General features: G+C 63.7%; 13 protein-coding genes and 1 tRNA gene. All 14 read left to right on the forward strand.

The window, feature by feature from the left end; translation table 11 throughout:
• A partial coding sequence (locus tag D779_RS21830) for an EF-Tu C-terminal domain-related protein (RefSeq protein WP_369406488.1) occupies positions 1-94 on the forward strand: 94 nt, incomplete at its 5' end.
• A 63-nt stretch (positions 95-157) separates the two neighbouring features.
• Positions 158-233, forward strand: a tRNA-Trp gene (locus tag D779_RS17045).
• Between the two features lie 32 nt (positions 234-265).
• Entirely contained in the window at positions 266-643 is a 378-nt protein-coding gene (gene secE, locus D779_RS17050; RefSeq protein ID WP_052348220.1) for a preprotein translocase subunit SecE, read from the forward strand.
• 2 nt (positions 644-645) lie between these two features.
• A complete protein-coding gene (nusG, locus tag D779_RS17055) occupies positions 646-1,179 on the forward strand; it encodes a transcription termination/antitermination protein NusG (protein ID WP_043756373.1) in 534 nt (177 codons plus the stop codon).
• 171 nt (positions 1,180-1,350) lie between these two features.
• Positions 1,351-1,785 carry a 50S ribosomal protein L11 gene (gene rplK, locus D779_RS17060; protein ID WP_043756375.1) on the forward strand — a complete coding sequence of 145 codons (435 nt, stop codon included), beginning with the start codon at positions 1,351-1,353 and terminating at the stop codon, positions 1,783-1,785.
• A complete protein-coding gene (gene rplA / locus D779_RS17065) occupies positions 1,785-2,480 on the forward strand; it encodes a 50S ribosomal protein L1 (protein ID WP_043756377.1) in 696 nt (231 codons plus the stop codon). Before rplK ends, rplA begins: the two co-directional genes overlap by 1 nt.
• A gap of 276 nt (positions 2,481-2,756) precedes the next feature.
• Entirely contained in the window at positions 2,757-3,284 is a 528-nt protein-coding gene (gene rplJ, locus D779_RS17070) for a 50S ribosomal protein L10 (protein ID WP_043756380.1), read from the forward strand.
• A 59-nt stretch (positions 3,285-3,343) separates the two neighbouring features.
• The gene (gene rplL / locus D779_RS17075; protein WP_043756383.1) at positions 3,344-3,724 is read left to right on the forward strand and encodes a 50S ribosomal protein L7/L12; all 381 of its coding nucleotides are present in this window, start codon (positions 3,344-3,346) and stop codon (positions 3,722-3,724) included.
• A gap of 228 nt (positions 3,725-3,952) precedes the next feature.
• Positions 3,953-8,128 carry a DNA-directed RNA polymerase subunit beta gene (rpoB, locus tag D779_RS17080; protein WP_043756385.1) on the forward strand — a complete coding sequence of 1,392 codons (4,176 nt, stop codon included), beginning with the start codon at positions 3,953-3,955 and terminating at the stop codon, positions 8,126-8,128.
• 126 nt (positions 8,129-8,254) lie between these two features.
• Positions 8,255-12,787: a DNA-directed RNA polymerase subunit beta' gene (gene rpoC / locus D779_RS22695; protein ID WP_043756387.1), complete on the forward strand. Its 4,533-nt coding sequence runs from the start codon at positions 8,255-8,257 to the stop codon at positions 12,785-12,787.
• Between the two features lie 277 nt (positions 12,788-13,064).
• Positions 13,065-13,439, forward strand: coding sequence for a 30S ribosomal protein S12 (gene rpsL / locus D779_RS17090; protein WP_043756388.1), 375 nt, complete (start codon positions 13,065-13,067; stop codon positions 13,437-13,439).
• Between the two features lie 64 nt (positions 13,440-13,503).
• Positions 13,504-13,974, forward strand: coding sequence for a 30S ribosomal protein S7 (gene rpsG, locus D779_RS17095; protein WP_043756390.1), 471 nt, complete (start codon positions 13,504-13,506; stop codon positions 13,972-13,974).
• 63 nt (positions 13,975-14,037) lie between these two features.
• Entirely contained in the window at positions 14,038-16,134 is a 2,097-nt protein-coding gene (gene fusA / locus D779_RS17100; RefSeq protein WP_043756392.1) for an elongation factor G, read from the forward strand.
• A gap of 19 nt (positions 16,135-16,153) precedes the next feature.
• On the forward strand, positions 16,154-16,251 hold a 98-nt coding region (locus tag D779_RS21845; protein WP_043756394.1), incomplete at its 3' end, for a GTP-binding protein.

Genomic DNA, 16,251 nt, shown 5'->3' on the forward strand with positions numbered 1-16,251 from the left:
CGCGCCGATCGCGATGGAAGAGGGTCTGCGCTTCGCGGTGCGCGAGGGCGGCCGTACCGTCGGTGCCGGCGTCGTTGCCAAGATTATCGAGTGATCTTGTGTTTTACCGGTGCGTGACCCCATAATCGGGGGCGCGCCGCGATTGACTATCGATTTTAGGCCAGTAGCTCAATTGGCAGAGCAGCGGTCTCCAAAACCGCAGGTTGGGGGTTCGAGTCCCTCCTGGCCTGCCATTTAACCCATCGCTTAGGCGACAGGCGATTCCATGAATTCACGTGCAGAAGCCCGTGGCGCCAGCTTGGATTCGATCAAGCTGGCCGTCGCCGCTTTCCTGTTGGTAATCGGCATCTTTGCCTTCTATTACTTCTCGGGTATCTCGACCCTTCTGCGCGTCATCGGTCTTCTGGTGATCAGTGGCGCGGCGGTTGCGGTCGCCTTCCAGACCGAGCGTGGACGCCTTCTGTGGCAGTTCGTTTCCGATGCGCGGATGGAAGTCCGCAAGGTCGTTTGGCCGACGCGTCAGGAAACGCTGCAGACGACGCTCGTCGTTGTCGTCATGGTGCTGATTCTAGGCATCCTGCTCTGGTTGTTCGACATGGTCCTGATGGCGATCTTGCGATTCCTGACCGGTCAGGGGGGCTGAGGATGTCAATGCGTTGGTACGTCATCCATGCCTACTCGGGCTTCGAGGGGCAGGTGAAGCGTTCGCTCGAGGATCGCGTCAAGCGTGCCGGTCTCGAGGACCAGTTCGGGATGATCCTGGTTCCGACCGAAGAGGTCGTTGAAATGCGCGGCGGTCAGCAGCGCAAGAGTGAGCGCAAATTCTTTCCGGGTTATGTCCTCGTCAACATGGAGATGACCGACGAGACCTGGCATCTCGTCAAGAGCGTCCCCAAGGTCATGGGCTTCATCGGTGGAACGGGCGATCGCCCGGCCCCGGTGCCCGATTCCCAGGCTCAGGTCATTCTTCAGCGACTTCAGGAAGGTGGCGAAAAGCCGCGCCCCAAGGTGCTTTACGAGCCTGGCGAGGTGGTGCGCGTGATCGACGGTCCCTTCACCGATTTCAATGGTGTCGTCGAGGATGTCGATTACGACAAGAGCCGCGTCAAGGTGTCCGTGCTTATCTTCGGCCGCTCGACGCCGGTCGATCTCGAGTTCTCCCAGGTCGAGAAAGGCTGATCGGACAGGGGGCGACCGTTCAGGTGGCTCCCGTTCATAAGAGATTATGAATTCGAAGCATGGCTGAGCCCGGTCTTCCGGCTCGGTCTTCATGTCCTGTCCCCTCGCTAGGGACATTCCGGGGAGCCAGGGTATCCATCTCTGGCGATTGTACCCATTTGGAGGCTTATCGTGGCAAAGAAGATCAATGCCTACATCAAGCTGCAGGTCAAGGCGGGCGAGGCCAATCCCAGCCCTCCCGTCGGCCCAGCGCTTGGTCAGCATGGCGTGAACATCATGGAGTTCTGCAAGGCGTTCAACGCCCGGACGCAGGAGATGGAGAAAGGGCTGCCGACGCCGGTCGTCATCACCGTCTACTCCGACCGCAGCTTCACCTTCATCACCAAGACGCCTCCAGCGTCCGTGCTGCTGAAGAAGGTCATGGGGCTTCCGAAGGGCAGCTCGAATCCGAACACCAACAAGGTCGGAACCGTGACGCGCGAGCAGCTCGAGCAGATCGCGACCACCAAGATGCCCGACCTGACCGCAGCCGATATGGATGCCGCCGTTCGCACCATCGCCGGTAGCGCGCGCGCCATGGGTCTCGACGTCGAGGGGGTGAACTGATGGCACGTGTATCCAAGCGTATTCAGGCGATCCGCGAGCGGGTCGAGCCGGGCAAGGCCTATCCCGCTGAAGAGGCATTCGCCCTCCTGAAGGAGCTGTCCCAGGTCAAGTTCGCCGAGAGCGTCGATGTTTCCGTCAATCTCGGCGTCGATCCGCGCAAGTCCGATCAGGTCGTGCGAGGTTCCACCGTGCTGCCCCATGGCATCGGCAAGACCGTTCGGGTCGCCGTCTTCACCCAGGGTGCCAATGCCGATGCGGCGACTGAGGCCGGTGCGGATCGCGTCGGCTTCGAGGACCTCGCCGAAGAGATGAAGGCCGGCCAGATCGACTACGACGTGGTCATCGCCTCGCCGGATGCCATGCGGATCGTCGGTCAGCTCGGCAAGGTGCTGGGTCCCCGCGGTCTCATGCCGAACCCCAAGGTGGGCACCGTGTCCCCGGACGTCGCCGAGGCCGTGCGCAATGCCAAGGCCGGTCAGGTTCGCTACCGCACCGACAAGGCCGGCATCATCCATTGCCCGCTCGGCAAGGTCGATTTCGATCCGGTGAAGCTCCGCGAGAACCTGGAAGCCCTGCTGGCCAGCCTCATGAAGGCGAAGCCCAGTGCCGCCAAGGGCGTCTACATGAAGAAGGTCACCGTCTCCAGCACCATGGGTCCTGGCCTGGCGGTCGATCATTCCGGCTTGAGCATGTAAGTTCGATGCCCCGGTGCTCGTCGCGCCGGGGCGTTCGAGGTTTCTTTGAGGTCTCGGCAACCGCCGGAGGCCGTCAAAGACCGCAGGTGCCGCGTCGATCGGAGGGACTGGAATCGATGCGGCTTAATGGCATCCGACGCCTGCGCAGACGGTGCTCCCGAGTCAGGTTGTATTGCTGATGAAGGCGCACGTACTGGCGTATCAGAGACCGCGGGAGGCGGTTCGCTGGGACGCCGCCCGGCTTCGGTCGGGTTATCTAGCTTGGAGGTGACGACAGTGGCGCTGAATTTTGCGCAAAAAGAAGCAATCGTCGCCGAAGTCGCGGAAGTCGCCAAGAGCGCCTATTCGGCCATCGGTGCCGAATATCGGGGCTTGACCGTCGAGCAGATCACCAAGCTTCGCGTGGAAGCGCGCAAGTCCGGTGTCTATGTTCGCGTGGTCAAGAATACCCTGGCTCGGCGTGCGCTGGAAGACACAGATTTCGCCTGCATGCGGGATGGCCTGACCGGGCCCATGATTCTCGCATTCTCGCAGGAAGATCCGGGTGCCGCAGCGCGTGTCGTCGAGGCGTTTGCGAAGGAGCACGACAAATTCCAGGTGCGTCTGATCGCCCTGGGCGGCAAGCTGCTCGATCCGTCGGATATTGGCGCACTCGCCAAGATGCCGACCTACGATCAGGCGGTCAGCATGCTGATGTCGGTCATGAAGGCTCCGGTGCAGAAGCTCGCAGCGACCATCAACGAGGTGCCGGGCAAGCTGGTCCGCACCATTGCCGCGGTTCGCGATGCCAAAGAGGCCGCCTGATCGGCGTCCTCGATCCATCAGCAATCCGATTTACCCGTTTTAGACTCTAGGAGAAACCCATGGCCGTTTCGAAAGACGAGATTCTCGAAGCGATTGGCAACATGACCGTGCTCGAGGTCGTCGACCTCATCAGCGCGATGGAAGAGAAGTTCGGCGTGACCGCCGCTGCCGCCGTCGCCGTCGCCGCGCCTGGCGCGGGTGGTGGCGATGCCGCTCCGGCCGAGGAGCAGACCGAGTTCGACGTGGTCCTGACCTCGTTCGGCGCCAACAAGGTCGGCGTCATCAAGGCCGTCCGCGGTCTCACCGGTCTTGGCCTGAAGGAAGCGAAGGACGCCGTCGAAGGCGCTCCGACCACCCTGAAGGAAGGTATCTCCAAGGCCGAGGCCGAAGCGGCCAAGAAGGAGCTCGAAGAGGCTGGCGCGTCCGTCGAAATCAAGTAACGGCGCATTGCGTCGCTACCTCAGCGAAGCGTCCGGGCTGGCGGCGACGAGCCGCCGGCCTTTTCCCGTTGGGTCTAGACAGGCCGACGGCGTACCCTGTCCCGGTGTCGGCGCCATGCGCGGTGCTCTCTGGGCTGTCGGTTCGATGATCGTACCTTGCCGTCTGCAACCCGCACCAGAGTTCACGCCCCGTCAGGGACTCAAGCAAGCACCTCGAGGGAAGGCATAATGGCCTATTCGTTCACCGAAAAGAAGCGTATCCGCAAAGACTTCGGCAAGCGTCCGAGCATTCTGGACGTGCCGTTCCTTCTGGCGACGCAGATCGACTCCTACCACGAGTTCCTGCAAGCCGACCGTGCGGTCAAGGATCGCCGCGAGGTGGGGCTCCATGCGGCGTTCAAGTCGGTCTTCCCGATCGAGAGCTATTCCGGCAACGCCGTCCTCGAATATGTGAAGTATCGGCTCGGCGAGCCGGTCTTCGACGAGCGCGAGTGTCACCTGCGCGGTGCCACCTTCGCCGCTCCGCTGCGCGTGCTGCTCCGTCTGGTGATCTACGACAAGGACGCCCCGGCCGGCTCCAAGGTCGTCAAGGACATCCGCGAGCAAGAGGTCTACATGGGCGAACTGCCGCTCATGACCGAGACCGGTACCTTCATCATCAACGGTACCGAGCGCGTCATCGTCTCGCAGCTGCACCGTTCCCCGGGCGTCTTCTTCGACCACGACAAGGGCAAGACCCATTCGTCGGGCAAGCTGCTCTTCTCGGCGCGCGTCATCCCCTACCGCGGGTCCTGGCTCGATTTCGAGTTCGATCCCAAGGACAACGTCTTCGTGCGTATCGACCGTCGCCGCAAGCTGCCGGCGACCGTGCTGCTGCGCGCGCTCGGCTACAGCGTCGAGGAGATCCTCGGGCGCTTCTTCGAGACCGATACCTTCCGCATCCAGGGCAAGACCGTGACTCTGGACCTGGTGCCCGAACGTCTGCGCGGCGAGACCGTCGGCTTCGACGTCAAGATCGGCGACGAGGTGCTGGTGGAGTCCGGCCGTCGCGTGACCGCGCGTCACATCCGCGAGCTGCAGAAGGCCGGCGTCGAGCGTCTCGAGGTACCCGCCGAGTTCCTGATCGGCCGTATCCTGGCGCATTCCCAGATCGATACGGATACCGGCGAGGTGCTCGCCGAGGCCAACGAGCCCATCACCGCGGAGATGCTGGAGTCCCTGCTCCAGAAGGGAATCGAGACGCTCGAGACCCTGTTCGTCAACGATCTCGATCAGGGGCCCTATATCTCCGAGACCCTGCGCATCGACCCGACCACCTCGGATCTGGAGGCGCAGGTCGAGATCTACCGCATGATGCGTCCGGGCGAGCCGCCGACCAAGGAGGCCGCCCAGAATCTGTTCAACAATCTCTTCTTCACCTCGGATCGCTACGACCTCTCGGCCGTCGGCCGCATGAAGTTCAATCGCCGCCTCGGCCGTCCCTCGGAGGAGGGGCCCGGCGTCATCTACGACGGGCGCTATTTCGCCAGCCGGACCGACGATTTTTCCAAGAAGCTCCACGAGGAGCTCGGCGACGACGTCTCGGACATCATCGACGCGCTCAAGGTGCTGGTCGAGCTGCGCAACGGCCGCGGTACGGTCGACGACATCGACCATCTGGGCAACCGCCGCATCCGCTGCGTCGGCGAGATGGCCGAGAATCAGTTCCGCGTCGGCCTGGTGCGCGTCGAGCGCGCCGTCAAGGAGCGTCTGTCCCTGGCCGAGTCCGAGGGCCTGATGCCGCAGGAGCTGATCAACGCCAAGCCGGTCTCGGCGGCGATCAAGGAGTTCTTCGGCTCCAGTCAGCTGTCGCAGTTCATGGACCAGAACAACCCGCTCTCCGAGGTCACCCACAAGCGTCGCGTCTCGGCGCTCGGTCCCGGCGGTCTGGCGCGCGAGCGCGCGGGCTTCGAGGTGCGCGACGTGCATCCGACCCACTATGGCCGCGTCTGTCCGATCGAGACCCCTGAAGGCCCGAACATCGGTCTGATCAACTCGCTGGCCGTCTATGCCCGGACCAATTCGTACGGTTTCCTCGAGACGCCCTACATCCGCATCGAGAACGGGCGCGTCACCGATCGGATCGACTATCTCTCGGCGATCGAGGAAGGCAACTACGTCATCGCCCAGGCCAACGCGACCCTGGGCGACGCGGGCGAGCTGATCGATCCCCTGGTCTCCTGCCGGCACGCCAACGAGTTCACCATGCGTCCCCCGGAGGACGTCCAGTACATGGACGTCTCGCCGCGTCAGATCGTCTCGGTGGCGGCCTCGCTGATTCCCTTCCTCGAGCACGACGACGCCAACCGCGCCCTCATGGGATCGAACATGCAGCGTCAGGCCGTGCCTACCCTGCGCGCCGAGAAGCCGCTGGTCGGCACCGGCATGGAGCGCGTGGTCGCCAAGGACTCGGGCGTCTGCGTGGTCGCGCGTCGCGGCGGGCTCATCGAGTCGGTCGACGCGGCCCGTATCGTGGTTCGGGTCAACGACGACGAGGCGGTGCCCGGCGTGCCCGGCGTCGACATCTACAATCTGACCAAGTACACCCGCTCGAACCAGAACACCTGTATCAATCAGCGTCCCCTGGTCAAGCCGGGCAACGCCGTCGCGCGCGGCGACGTGCTGGCCGACGGTCCCTCGACCGACATGGGCGAGCTGGCCCTGGGTCAGAATCTGCGCGTCGCCTTCATGCCCTGGAACGGCTACAACTTCGAGGATTCCATCCTCATCTCCGAGCGCGTGGTGCAGGAGGATCGCTTCACCAGCATCCATATCGAGGAGCTGTCCTGTCTGGCCCGCGACACCAAGCTGGGGCCCGAGGAGATCACCGGCGACATCCCGAACGTCGGCGAGTCGGCGTTGTCCAAGCTCGACGATTCCGGCATCGTCTATGTCGGTGCCGAGGTGCGCGACGGCGACATCCTGGTCGGCAAGGTCACGCCCAAGGGCGAGACCCAGCTGACCCCCGAGGAGAAGCTGCTGCGCGCCATCTTCGGCGAGAAGGCCTCGGACGTGAAGGATACCTCGCTGCGTCTGCCCTCCGGCATGAACGGCACCGTGGTCGACGTCCAGGTCTTCACCCGCGACGGTGTCGAGAAGGACAAGCGCGCGCTGCAGATCGAGGAGATGGAACTCGAGCGGGTGCGCAAGGACTTCGCCGATCAGCAGCGCATCATGGAGAACGACACCTTCTACCGCGTCGAGAAGATGCTGACCGGCAAGGTGGCCGACGGTGGGCCCAGCGGTCTCAAGCCCGGCTCCAAGATCACCAAGGCCTATCTGCAGGGTTTGCTGGAGAAGGGCTCGCGCGATCAGTGGTTCGAGATCCGCATGCAGGACGAGGAGATCGCGACCCAGCTCGAGGCGGTCGCGGCCCAGGTCAAGCAGCAGCGCGAGGAGTTCCGCGAGCGCTACGAGATCAAGAAGCGCAAGATCGCCAGCGGCGACGATCTCGCGCCCGGCGTGCTCAAGATGGTCAAGGTCTACGTGGCCGTGAAGCGCCGCATCCAGCCGGGCGACAAGATGGCGGGCCGTCACGGCAACAAGGGCGTCATCTCGAAGGTGGTTCCGGTCGAGGACATGCCCTTCTCGGCGGACGGCGTTCCGGTCGACATCGTGCTGAATCCGCTGGGCGTACCCTCGCGCATGAACGTCGGACAGGTGCTGGAGACCCATCTGGGGTGGGCGGCGAACGGTCTGGGCGACCGCATCGATCGCATGCTCAAGCAGCAGGTCGCGGTCGCCGAGCTGCGCGGCTTCCTGGATCAGGTCTACAACACCAGCGGCAAGAAGGAGGATCTCGATTCATTCTCGGACGACGAGGTGATCGAGCTGGCGCGCAACCTGACCAAGGGTGTGCCTCTGGCCACCCCGGTCTTCGACGGTGCGACCGAGGAGGAGATCATCTCCATGCTGGCGCTCGCGGAGCGCGACAACACGGCCCAGGGCGTTCCGAACGGCCAGACGGTCCTCTTCGACGGCCGCTCGGGCGATCAGTTCGAGCGTCCGGTGACGGTCGGCTACATGTACATGATCAAGCTGAACCATCTGGTCGACGACAAGATGCACGCCCGCTCGACCGGTCCCTACAGCCTGGTCACGCAACAGCCGCTCGGCGGCAAGGCGCAGTTCGGCGGACAGCGCTTCGGCGAGATGGAGGTCTGGGCGCTCGAGGCCTACGGCGCCTCCTACACGCTCCAGGAGATGCTCACGGTCAAGTCGGACGACGTCAACGGCCGGACCAAGATGTACAAGAACATCGTCGATGGAGACCATCGGATGGAGGCGGGCATGCCCGAGTCCTTCAACGTGCTGGTCAAGGAGATCCGCTCGCTCGCGATCAACGTCGAGCTGCAGCAGGATTGATGACTTCCGGGGTGCGGCGGCGCTCGCCGCCGCACCCTGGGCATTCGAGTTCGCACGTTGTTGCGATGGGTTTCGCCACCGCTCTACCCATCCTACGCCGGTTATCCCAGGCAGGAGACAAAGGTCTTGAAAGATCTACTCAAAATCATCAAGCAGCAAGGCCAGGCGCTGGAATTCGACGCCATCAAGATCGGGCTCGCCTCTCCCGAGATGATCCGTTCCTGGTCCTATGGCGAGGTCAAGAAGCCGGAGACCATCAACTACCGCACCTTCAAGCCGGAGCGTGACGGTCTCTTCTGCGCCAAGATCTTCGGCCCCATCACCGACTACGAGTGCATCTGCGGCAAGTACAAGCGTCTCAAGCACCGCGGCGTCGTCTGCGAGAAGTGCGGCGTCGAGGTGACGCTGGCCAAGGTTCGCCGCGAGCGCATGGGCCACATCGATCTCGCCAGCCCGGTCGCCCACATCTGGTTCCTCAAGTCGCTGCCGTCGCGCATCGGTCTGCTGCTCGACATGACCCTGCGCGATATCGAGCGCATCCTCTATTTCGAGTCCTTCGTCGTCATCGACCCGGGCCTGGTACAGGAACTCGAGCGCGGCCAGCTGCTCAACGACGAGCAGTATCTGGATGCCCTGGAGGCCAACGGCGACGAGTTCGACGCCCGCATGGGCGCCGAGGCCGTCTTCGAGCTGCTGCGCACCATCGACATGGCCGCCGAGATCCGGCGCATGCGCGAGGAGATCGAGGGCACCAACTCCGAGACCAAGATCAAGAAGCTCTCCAAGCGGCTCAAGCTGATGGAATCGCTGCTCGCCTCGGGCAACCGCCCAGAGTGGATGATCCTGACCGTGCTGCCGGTGCTGCCGCCCGAGCTGCGTCCGCTGGTGCCGCTGGACGGCGGCCGCTTCGCGACCTCGGATCTGAACGATCTCTATCGCCGCGTCATCAACCGCAACAACCGTCTCAAGCGCCTGCTCGACCTGATCGCGCCCGACATCATCGTGCGCAACGAGAAGCGCATGCTCCAGGAGTCGGTCGACGCCCTGCTCGACAACGGCCGTCGCGGCCGTGCCATCACCGGCACCAACAAGCGTCCGCTCAAGTCGCTCGCCGACATGATCAAGGGCAAGCAGGGGCGTTTCCGTCAGAACCTGCTGGGCAAGCGCGTCGACTATTCCGGCCGCTCGGTCATCGTGGTGGGTCCGACCCTCAAGCTGCACCAATGCGGTCTGCCCAAGCGCATGGCGCTCGAGCTGTTCAAGCCCTTCATCTTCAGCAAGCTGCAGCTGCGCGGCCAGGCGGCCACCATCAAGGCGGCCAAGAAGATGGTCGAGCGCGGCACGGCCGAGGTCTGGGATATCCTCGAGGAGGTCATCCGCGAGCATCCGGTCATGCTCAACCGCGCGCCGACCCTGCACCGCCTGGGTATCCAAGCCTTCGAGCCGGTGCTGATCGAGGGCAAGGCCATCCAGCTCCACCCGCTGGTCTGCACCGCCTTCAACGCCGACTTCGACGGCGACCAGATGGCCGTGCACGTGCCGCTCTCGCTGGAGGCCCAGCTCGAGGCGCGCGCCCTCATGATGGCCTCGAACAACATCCTCTCGCCCGCCAACGGCGAACCCATCATCGTGCCCTCTCAGGACGTGGTGCTCGGGCTCTACTACATGACGCGCGAGCGCGTCGGCGCCAAGGGCGAGGGCAGCGCCTTCTCCAACATCGACGAGGCCCGCCGCGCCTACGAGACCGGCATGGCCGATCTGCACGCCCGCTGCCGGGTGCGCATCCGCGAGGGCATCAAGGAGAAGGACGGCACCCTGCGCGATGTGACCAGCATCAAGACCACGACGCTCGGTCGTGCCCTGGTATTCGCCATCGTGCCCTGGGGTCTGCCGTTCGAGCTGGTCGATCGGCCGATGGGCAAGAAGCAGATCTCGCTTCTGATCAACACCTGCTATCGCCGTCTGGGTCTCAAGGACACGGTCGTCTTTGCCGACCAGATCATGTATCTGGGCTTCCGCATGGCGACCCGCGCCGGCGTCTCCATCGGTCTCGACGACATGGAGGTGCCGAGCGACGCGGTGGACGCCAAGATGGACAAGGGCTCGCTGCTGGCCGCGGCCGAGGCCGAGGTCCAGGAGATCCAGCAGCAGTACGCCTCGGGTCTTGTCACCAACGGCGAGCGCTACAACAAGGTCGTGGACATCTGGTCGCGCACCAACGACCAGGTCGCCAAGGCCATGATGAGCAAGCTGGGTACCGAGGAGACCACGGGGGATCCCGCCTTCGAGGCCGAGCGTATGCTGTCCGAGTACCGTCAGCTGGTGCTCGGCGTTCTGGAAGGCGAGGCGCTCGACGCCGTCAAGCGTCTCTTCAACGAGTGGCAGGGCAAGCTGGTCGATGCCTGTGGGCGTCTGGCGCGCGAGGAGATCGATCTGGCCGTCTTCATCGAGGCCTTCGGTGCGCTGTCCGACGAATACCGCCCGTCCGTGCTGGATCGCGTCGATCTCGAGAAGGTCAAGGGGCAGGATCGGCGCGACCGCATCCTCGGTGGTCTCAAGGACGCGCCCAAACGTCTGGCGGTCGAGCGCAACCAGGACTCGTTCAACTCCATCTACATGATGGCCAACTCGGGTGCTCGTGGTTCCGCCCAGCAGATCCGTCAGCTCGCCGGTATGCGCGGTCTCATGGCCAAGCCGGACGGCTCCATCATCGAGACGCCGATCACCGCGAACTTCCGCGAGGGTCTGAACGTCATCCAGTACTTCATCTCGACCCACGGCGCTCGTAAGGGTCTGGCCGATACGGCGCTCAAGACCGCCAACTCGGGTTACCTGACCCGGCGACTGGTCGACGTGGCCCAGGACATGGTAGTCCTCGAAGAGGACTGCGGCACCGAGCAGGGTCTGCTCATGGCGCCCATCATCGAGGGCGGCGACGTCGTCGAGCCGTTGCGCGAGCGGATCCTCGGTCGCGTTTGTGCCATCGACGTCTATCGCCCCGGCACGGACGAACTGGTCTGCGAGGCCGGAACCCTGCTCGACGAGGGCTGGGTCCAGCGTTTCGAAGAGGTGGGTATCGACCAGGTGCGCGTGCGCTCGCCCATCACCTGCGAATCGCGCCTCGGCGTTTGCGCTCAGTGCTATGGCCGCGACCTGGCGCGCGGTCATCGCGTCAACATGGGCGAGGCGGTGGGCGTCATCGCGGCCCAGTCGATCGGCGAGCCGGGTACCCAGCTCACCATGCGGACCTTCCACATCGGTGGCGCGGCATCCAGGGCGGCGGCGGTCAACAGTATCGACATCAAGAACAGCGGTTCGGCCCGTCTGCATAACATCAAGACGGTCCGGCACCACTCCGGCAATCTGGTGGCCGTCTCGCGCTCCGGCGAGCTCACGGTCGTCGACGACCGCAACATGGAGAAGGAGCGCTACAAGGTGCCCTACGGCGCCACCCTGCGCGTCTCCGACGGCGACGCGGTCAAGCCGGGCGACGTGGTGGCCAGCTGGGACCCCCACACCCATCCGGTGGTCACCGAGGTGGCGGGTACCCTGGAGTTCGAGGACTTCATCGAGGGCGTGACCGTTCAGGCGCAGACCGACGACGTCACCGGACTCAGCTCGCTCGTGGTCATCGATCCCAAGCAGCGTCCGGCCGCCGGCAAGGACCTGCGTCCGATGGTGAAGCTGCTCGACGACGACGGCAACGAGCTCAATATCGCGGGTACCGATCTGCCGGCCCGCTATGCCTTGTCCTCCGGCGCTATCGTCAGCGTCACCAACGGGGCCCAGGTCGGTGTCGGCGACATCCTGGCGCGTATCCCGCAGGAGTCTTCCAAGACCCGCGACATCACGGGCGGTCTGCCGCGCGTCGCCGACCTCTTCGAGGCGCGCAAGCCCAAGGAGCCGGCGCTGCTCGCCGAGGCGAGCGGTACCATCAGCTTCGGCAAGGACACCAAGGGCAAGCAGCGTCTCGTCATCACCCAGGACGACGGCGAGACGGTCGAGGAGCTGATCCCCAAGTGGCGTCACGTCAACGTCTTCGAGGGCGAGCGCGTGGAGCGCGGCGAGGTGATCGCGGACGGCGAGCTGTCCTCGCACGACATCCTGCGTCTCAAGGGCGTCACCGCCCTGGCCGAGTATCTGGTCAAGGAGATCCAGGACGTCTATCGTCTGCAGGGCGTGAAGATCAACGACAAGCACATCGAGGTCATCGTGCGTCAGATGCTGCGCAAGGTCGAGATCACGGCGCCTGGGGACACCAGACTGCTGCGCGGCGAGCAGGTCGAGTACATCCAGCTCCTGGACGAGAACAAGCGCGCCATGGCCGAGGGCAAGCAGCCCGCGCTGTTCGAGCCGCTGCTGCTGGGTATCACCAAGGCCTCGCTGGCGACCGAGTCCTTCATCTCGGCGGCCTCCTTCCAGGAGACCACGCGCGTTCTGACCGAGGCCGCGGTCCGAGGCTCGACCGATCGTCTGCTGGGTCTGAAGGAGAACGTCATCGTCGGGCGTCTGATTCCGGCCGGCACGGGGCTGGCGTATCATCAGGATCGCCGCCGTCAGCGGATCCTGGATGGTCAGGGCGGCTCCAAGGTCGAGATGGCGACCGAGGAACTCGAGGAGGCGCTCAAGAAGGCCCTCAATACCTCGGAAGCGGAGTAGGGCGGAGAGCCCCCCTGGGTTTGACTTCATCCTCGATAGGATGTTGACATGCCTAGGGTAGCTCCCTATACTGCTCTGTCTCAGCTAGCCGGCGATCTGCCGGCTAGTCTCATTTTCTAAGTCCGGTTTCTTGGTCTGGGCACACCCGCCCGGTCCCCGAGTCGATCGATCGCATTCGTGCGTCACAGCTGGTGGTTTTGCGCTGGCTGGGTTTCGCGCAGCTGTCGTACGGCTCTCGTGATTATGGCGCGAGGGCGCCGCTGGAGACTGATTGCACATGGCAACGATCAACCAACTCGTTCGGAAGCCCCGCCAACGCAACGTGGCCAAGTCCAACGTGCCCGCGTTGGAGGCATGCCCGCAGCGCCGCGGCGTCTGCACGCGCGTCTATACCACGACCCCGAAGAAGCCGAACTCGGCTCTGCGCAAGGTCGCCCGCGTGCGTCTGACCAACGGCTTCGAGGTCGCCTCCTATATCGGTGGTGAAGGGCACAACCTGCAGGAGCACTCGGTGGTCCTGATTCGTGGCGGCCGCGTCAAGGACTTGCCTGGCGTGCGCTATCACACCGTGCGCGGCACGCTGGACACCTCGGGTGTCGAGAAGCGGCGTCAAGGGCGTTCCAAGTATGGTGCCAAGCGTCCGAAGAAATGATGTCCGCTGAAGCGATCTCCCACAGCGAACCCCTTCAACGACCCAGGTCGGAGTCTTAAAGATCATGCCGAGAAGACGTGTTGCCGCCCGTCGCCAGATCCTCCCGGATCCGAAGCACGGAAGCGAATTGTTGACCAAGTTCATCAATATGATGATGGAAGATGGTAAGAAGTCCGTGGCCGAGCGGATCATCTACAAGGCCCTGGATCAGGTGGCCGAGAAGAAGGGCGGTCAGCCCGTCGAGCTGCTCGAGCTGGCGATGGAGAACGTCCGCCCGGTGGTCGAGGTCAAGTCCCGTCGTGTCGGTGGCGCCACCTATCAGGTCCCGGTCGAGGTGCGTCCGACGCGTCGCAATTCCTTGGCGATGCGCTGGTTGATCGACGCGGCCCGCAAGCGATCCGAGAAGTCCATGGCCCAGCGTCTCGCCGGCGAGCTGATGGACGCGGCCGATTCTCGCGGATCGGCGGTCAAGAAGAAGGAGGATACGCACCGCATGGCGGAGGCCAACAAGGCATTCTCGCACTACCGCTGGTAGCGCCGAGCCGAAGCCGGTAGCGTTTGTTTTAGCGATCTTTAAGATTTCAGGGCGGATTCAGTCGTGGCACGTAGCACACCCATCGAGCGGTATCGCAATCTCGGTATCATGGCGCATATCGATGCCGGGAAGACCACCACTACAGAGCGCATCCTTTTCTATACGGGCGTCTCGCACAAGATCGGTGAAGTGCACGACGGTGCGGCCACCATGGACTGGATGGAGCAGGAGCAGGAGCGTGGTATCACCATCACGTCCGCTGCGACGACCTGCTTCTGGAAAGGCATGAGTCGGGAACGCCCTGAACATCGCATCAACATCATCGATACCCCCGGACACGTCGACTTCACCATCGAGGTGGAGCGTTCGCTGCGTGTTTTGGACGGCGCCTGCGCCGTCTTCTGCGCGGTCGGTGGTGTCGAGCCCCAGTCGGAGACCGTCTGGCGTCAGGCCGACAAATACGGTGTCCCGCGTCTCGCGTTCGTCAACAAAATGGACCGCATGGGCGCCAACTTCTTCCGTGTCGTCGGTCAGGTGAAGGATCGGTTGGGCGGCAATCCGATTCCGATCCAGGTTCCGATCGGCGCCGAGGAAGACTTCAAGGGCGTCGTCGACCTGCTGCAGATGAAGGCCGTCTTCTGGGACGATGCCTCGCGCGGCATGGAATACGAACTGCGCGACATTCCGGAAGATCTGGTTGCGACCTGCGAAGAGTGGCGCGAGAAGATGGTCGAGGCTGCCGCCGAGGCCAGCGAAGAGCTGATGGAGAAGTACCTCGAGGGCGTCGAGCTGTCCGAGGACGAGATCAAGGGCGGCCTGCGCGCGCGCACCCTCAACAGCGAAATCGTCCCCATGATGTGCGGCTCGGCCTTCAAGAACAAGGGTGTTCAGGCCATGCTGGACGCCGTGATCGACTACATGCCGTCTCCGGTCGATGTGCCCGCCATCAAGGGCGTCCTGGACGACAAGGACGAGTCCGAGGGCGAGCGTCACTCCTCCGACGAGGAGCCCTTCTCCTCCCTGGCGTTCAAGATCGCGACCGACCCCTTCGTCGGTACCCTGACCTTCTTCCGTGTCTATTCCGGTGTCATCAAGTCCGGCGATACGGTCTACAACCCGGTCAAGGGCAAGAAGGAGCGCATCGGCCGTATCCTGCAGATGCACGCCAACGATCGTCAGGAGCTCAAGGAGGTCCGCGCGGGCGATATCGCCGCGGCCGTGGGTCTGAAGGACGTCACCACGGGTGACACCCTGTGCGATCTCGACAATATCATTACCCTGGAGCGCATGGAGTTCCCCGAGCCGGTCATCTCGGTCGCGGTGGAGCCCAAGACCAAGGGCGACCAGGAGAAGATGGGCATCGCCCTGCAGAAGCTGGCCCAGGAAGACCCCTCCTTCCGCGTCTATACCGACGAGGAATCCGGTCAGACCATCATCTCCGGCATGGGCGAGCTGCATCTGGAGATCCTCGTCGACCGCATGCGTCGCGAATTCAAGGTCGAGGCCAATGTGGGCGCGCCCCAGGTCAGCTATCGCGAGACCATTCGCGCCACCGTCGAGCAGAACACCAAGTTCGCCCGCCAGTCCGGTGGTCGCGGTCAGTACGGTCACGTCGTCATTCGCGTCGAGCCGCAGCAGGCGGGCGATGGGTACGAGTTCGTCAACTCCATCGTGGGTGGTTCGGTCCCGAAGGAATACATCCCCTCGGTCGACAAGGGTATCCAGGAGGCCATGAAGAACGGCGTCATCGCCGGCTTCCCCATGGTTGATGTCAAGGTCACCCTCTTCGACGGCTCCTACCACGAGGTCGACTCGAGCGAAATGGCGTTCAAGATCGCTGGTTCTATGGCGATCAAGGAGGCCGCGGCCAAGGCCAAGCCCGTGCTGCTCGAGCCCATCATGAAGGTCGAGGTCGTGACCCCCGAGGAGAACATGGGCGACGTCATGGGCGACCTCAACAGCCGTCGCGGCATGATTCAGGGCATGGACGACGCGCCCTCCGGGAAGATCATCCGTGCCGAGGTTCCCTTGTCCGAGATGTTCGGATACGCCACCGACCTCCGGTCGGCGACTCAGGGCCGTGCGACCTACAGCATGGAATTCAGCAAGTACAACGAGGTGCCCGCCAGCATTGCCGAAGCGGTCTCCAAGAAACAGTAAAGAGTAAGGGTAGAGCGGGATGTCCAAAGCTAAATTCGAACGCAGCAAGCCACACGTCAACGTTGGCACCATTGGCCACGTCGACCATGGCAAGACCACGCTGACGGCGGCGATCAC

It is taken from the genome of Imhoffiella purpurea (assembly GCF_000585215.1).
In the GTDB taxonomy this organism is placed as follows: Bacteria; Pseudomonadota; Gammaproteobacteria; order Chromatiales; family Chromatiaceae; genus Imhoffiella; species Imhoffiella purpurea.

Excerpts from the sequence above, each read along its gene's own strand:
- secE (WP_052348220.1), top strand. The coding sequence starts at position 266 with ATGAATTCACGTGCAGAAGCCCGTGGCGCCAGCTTGGATTCGATCAAG.
- nusG (WP_043756373.1), top strand. The coding sequence starts at position 646 with ATGTCAATGCGTTGGTACGTCATCCATGCCTACTCGGGCTTCGAGGGG.
- rplA (WP_043756377.1), top strand. The coding sequence starts at position 1,785 with ATGGCACGTGTATCCAAGCGTATTCAGGCGATCCGCGAGCGGGTCGAG.
- rplL (WP_043756383.1), top strand. The coding sequence starts at position 3,344 with ATGGCCGTTTCGAAAGACGAGATTCTCGAAGCGATTGGCAACATGACC.
- rpoB (WP_043756385.1), top strand. The coding sequence starts at position 3,953 with ATGGCCTATTCGTTCACCGAAAAGAAGCGTATCCGCAAAGACTTCGGC.
- rpsL (WP_043756388.1), top strand. The coding sequence starts at position 13,065 with ATGGCAACGATCAACCAACTCGTTCGGAAGCCCCGCCAACGCAACGTG.
- rpsG (WP_043756390.1), top strand. The coding sequence starts at position 13,504 with ATGCCGAGAAGACGTGTTGCCGCCCGTCGCCAGATCCTCCCGGATCCG.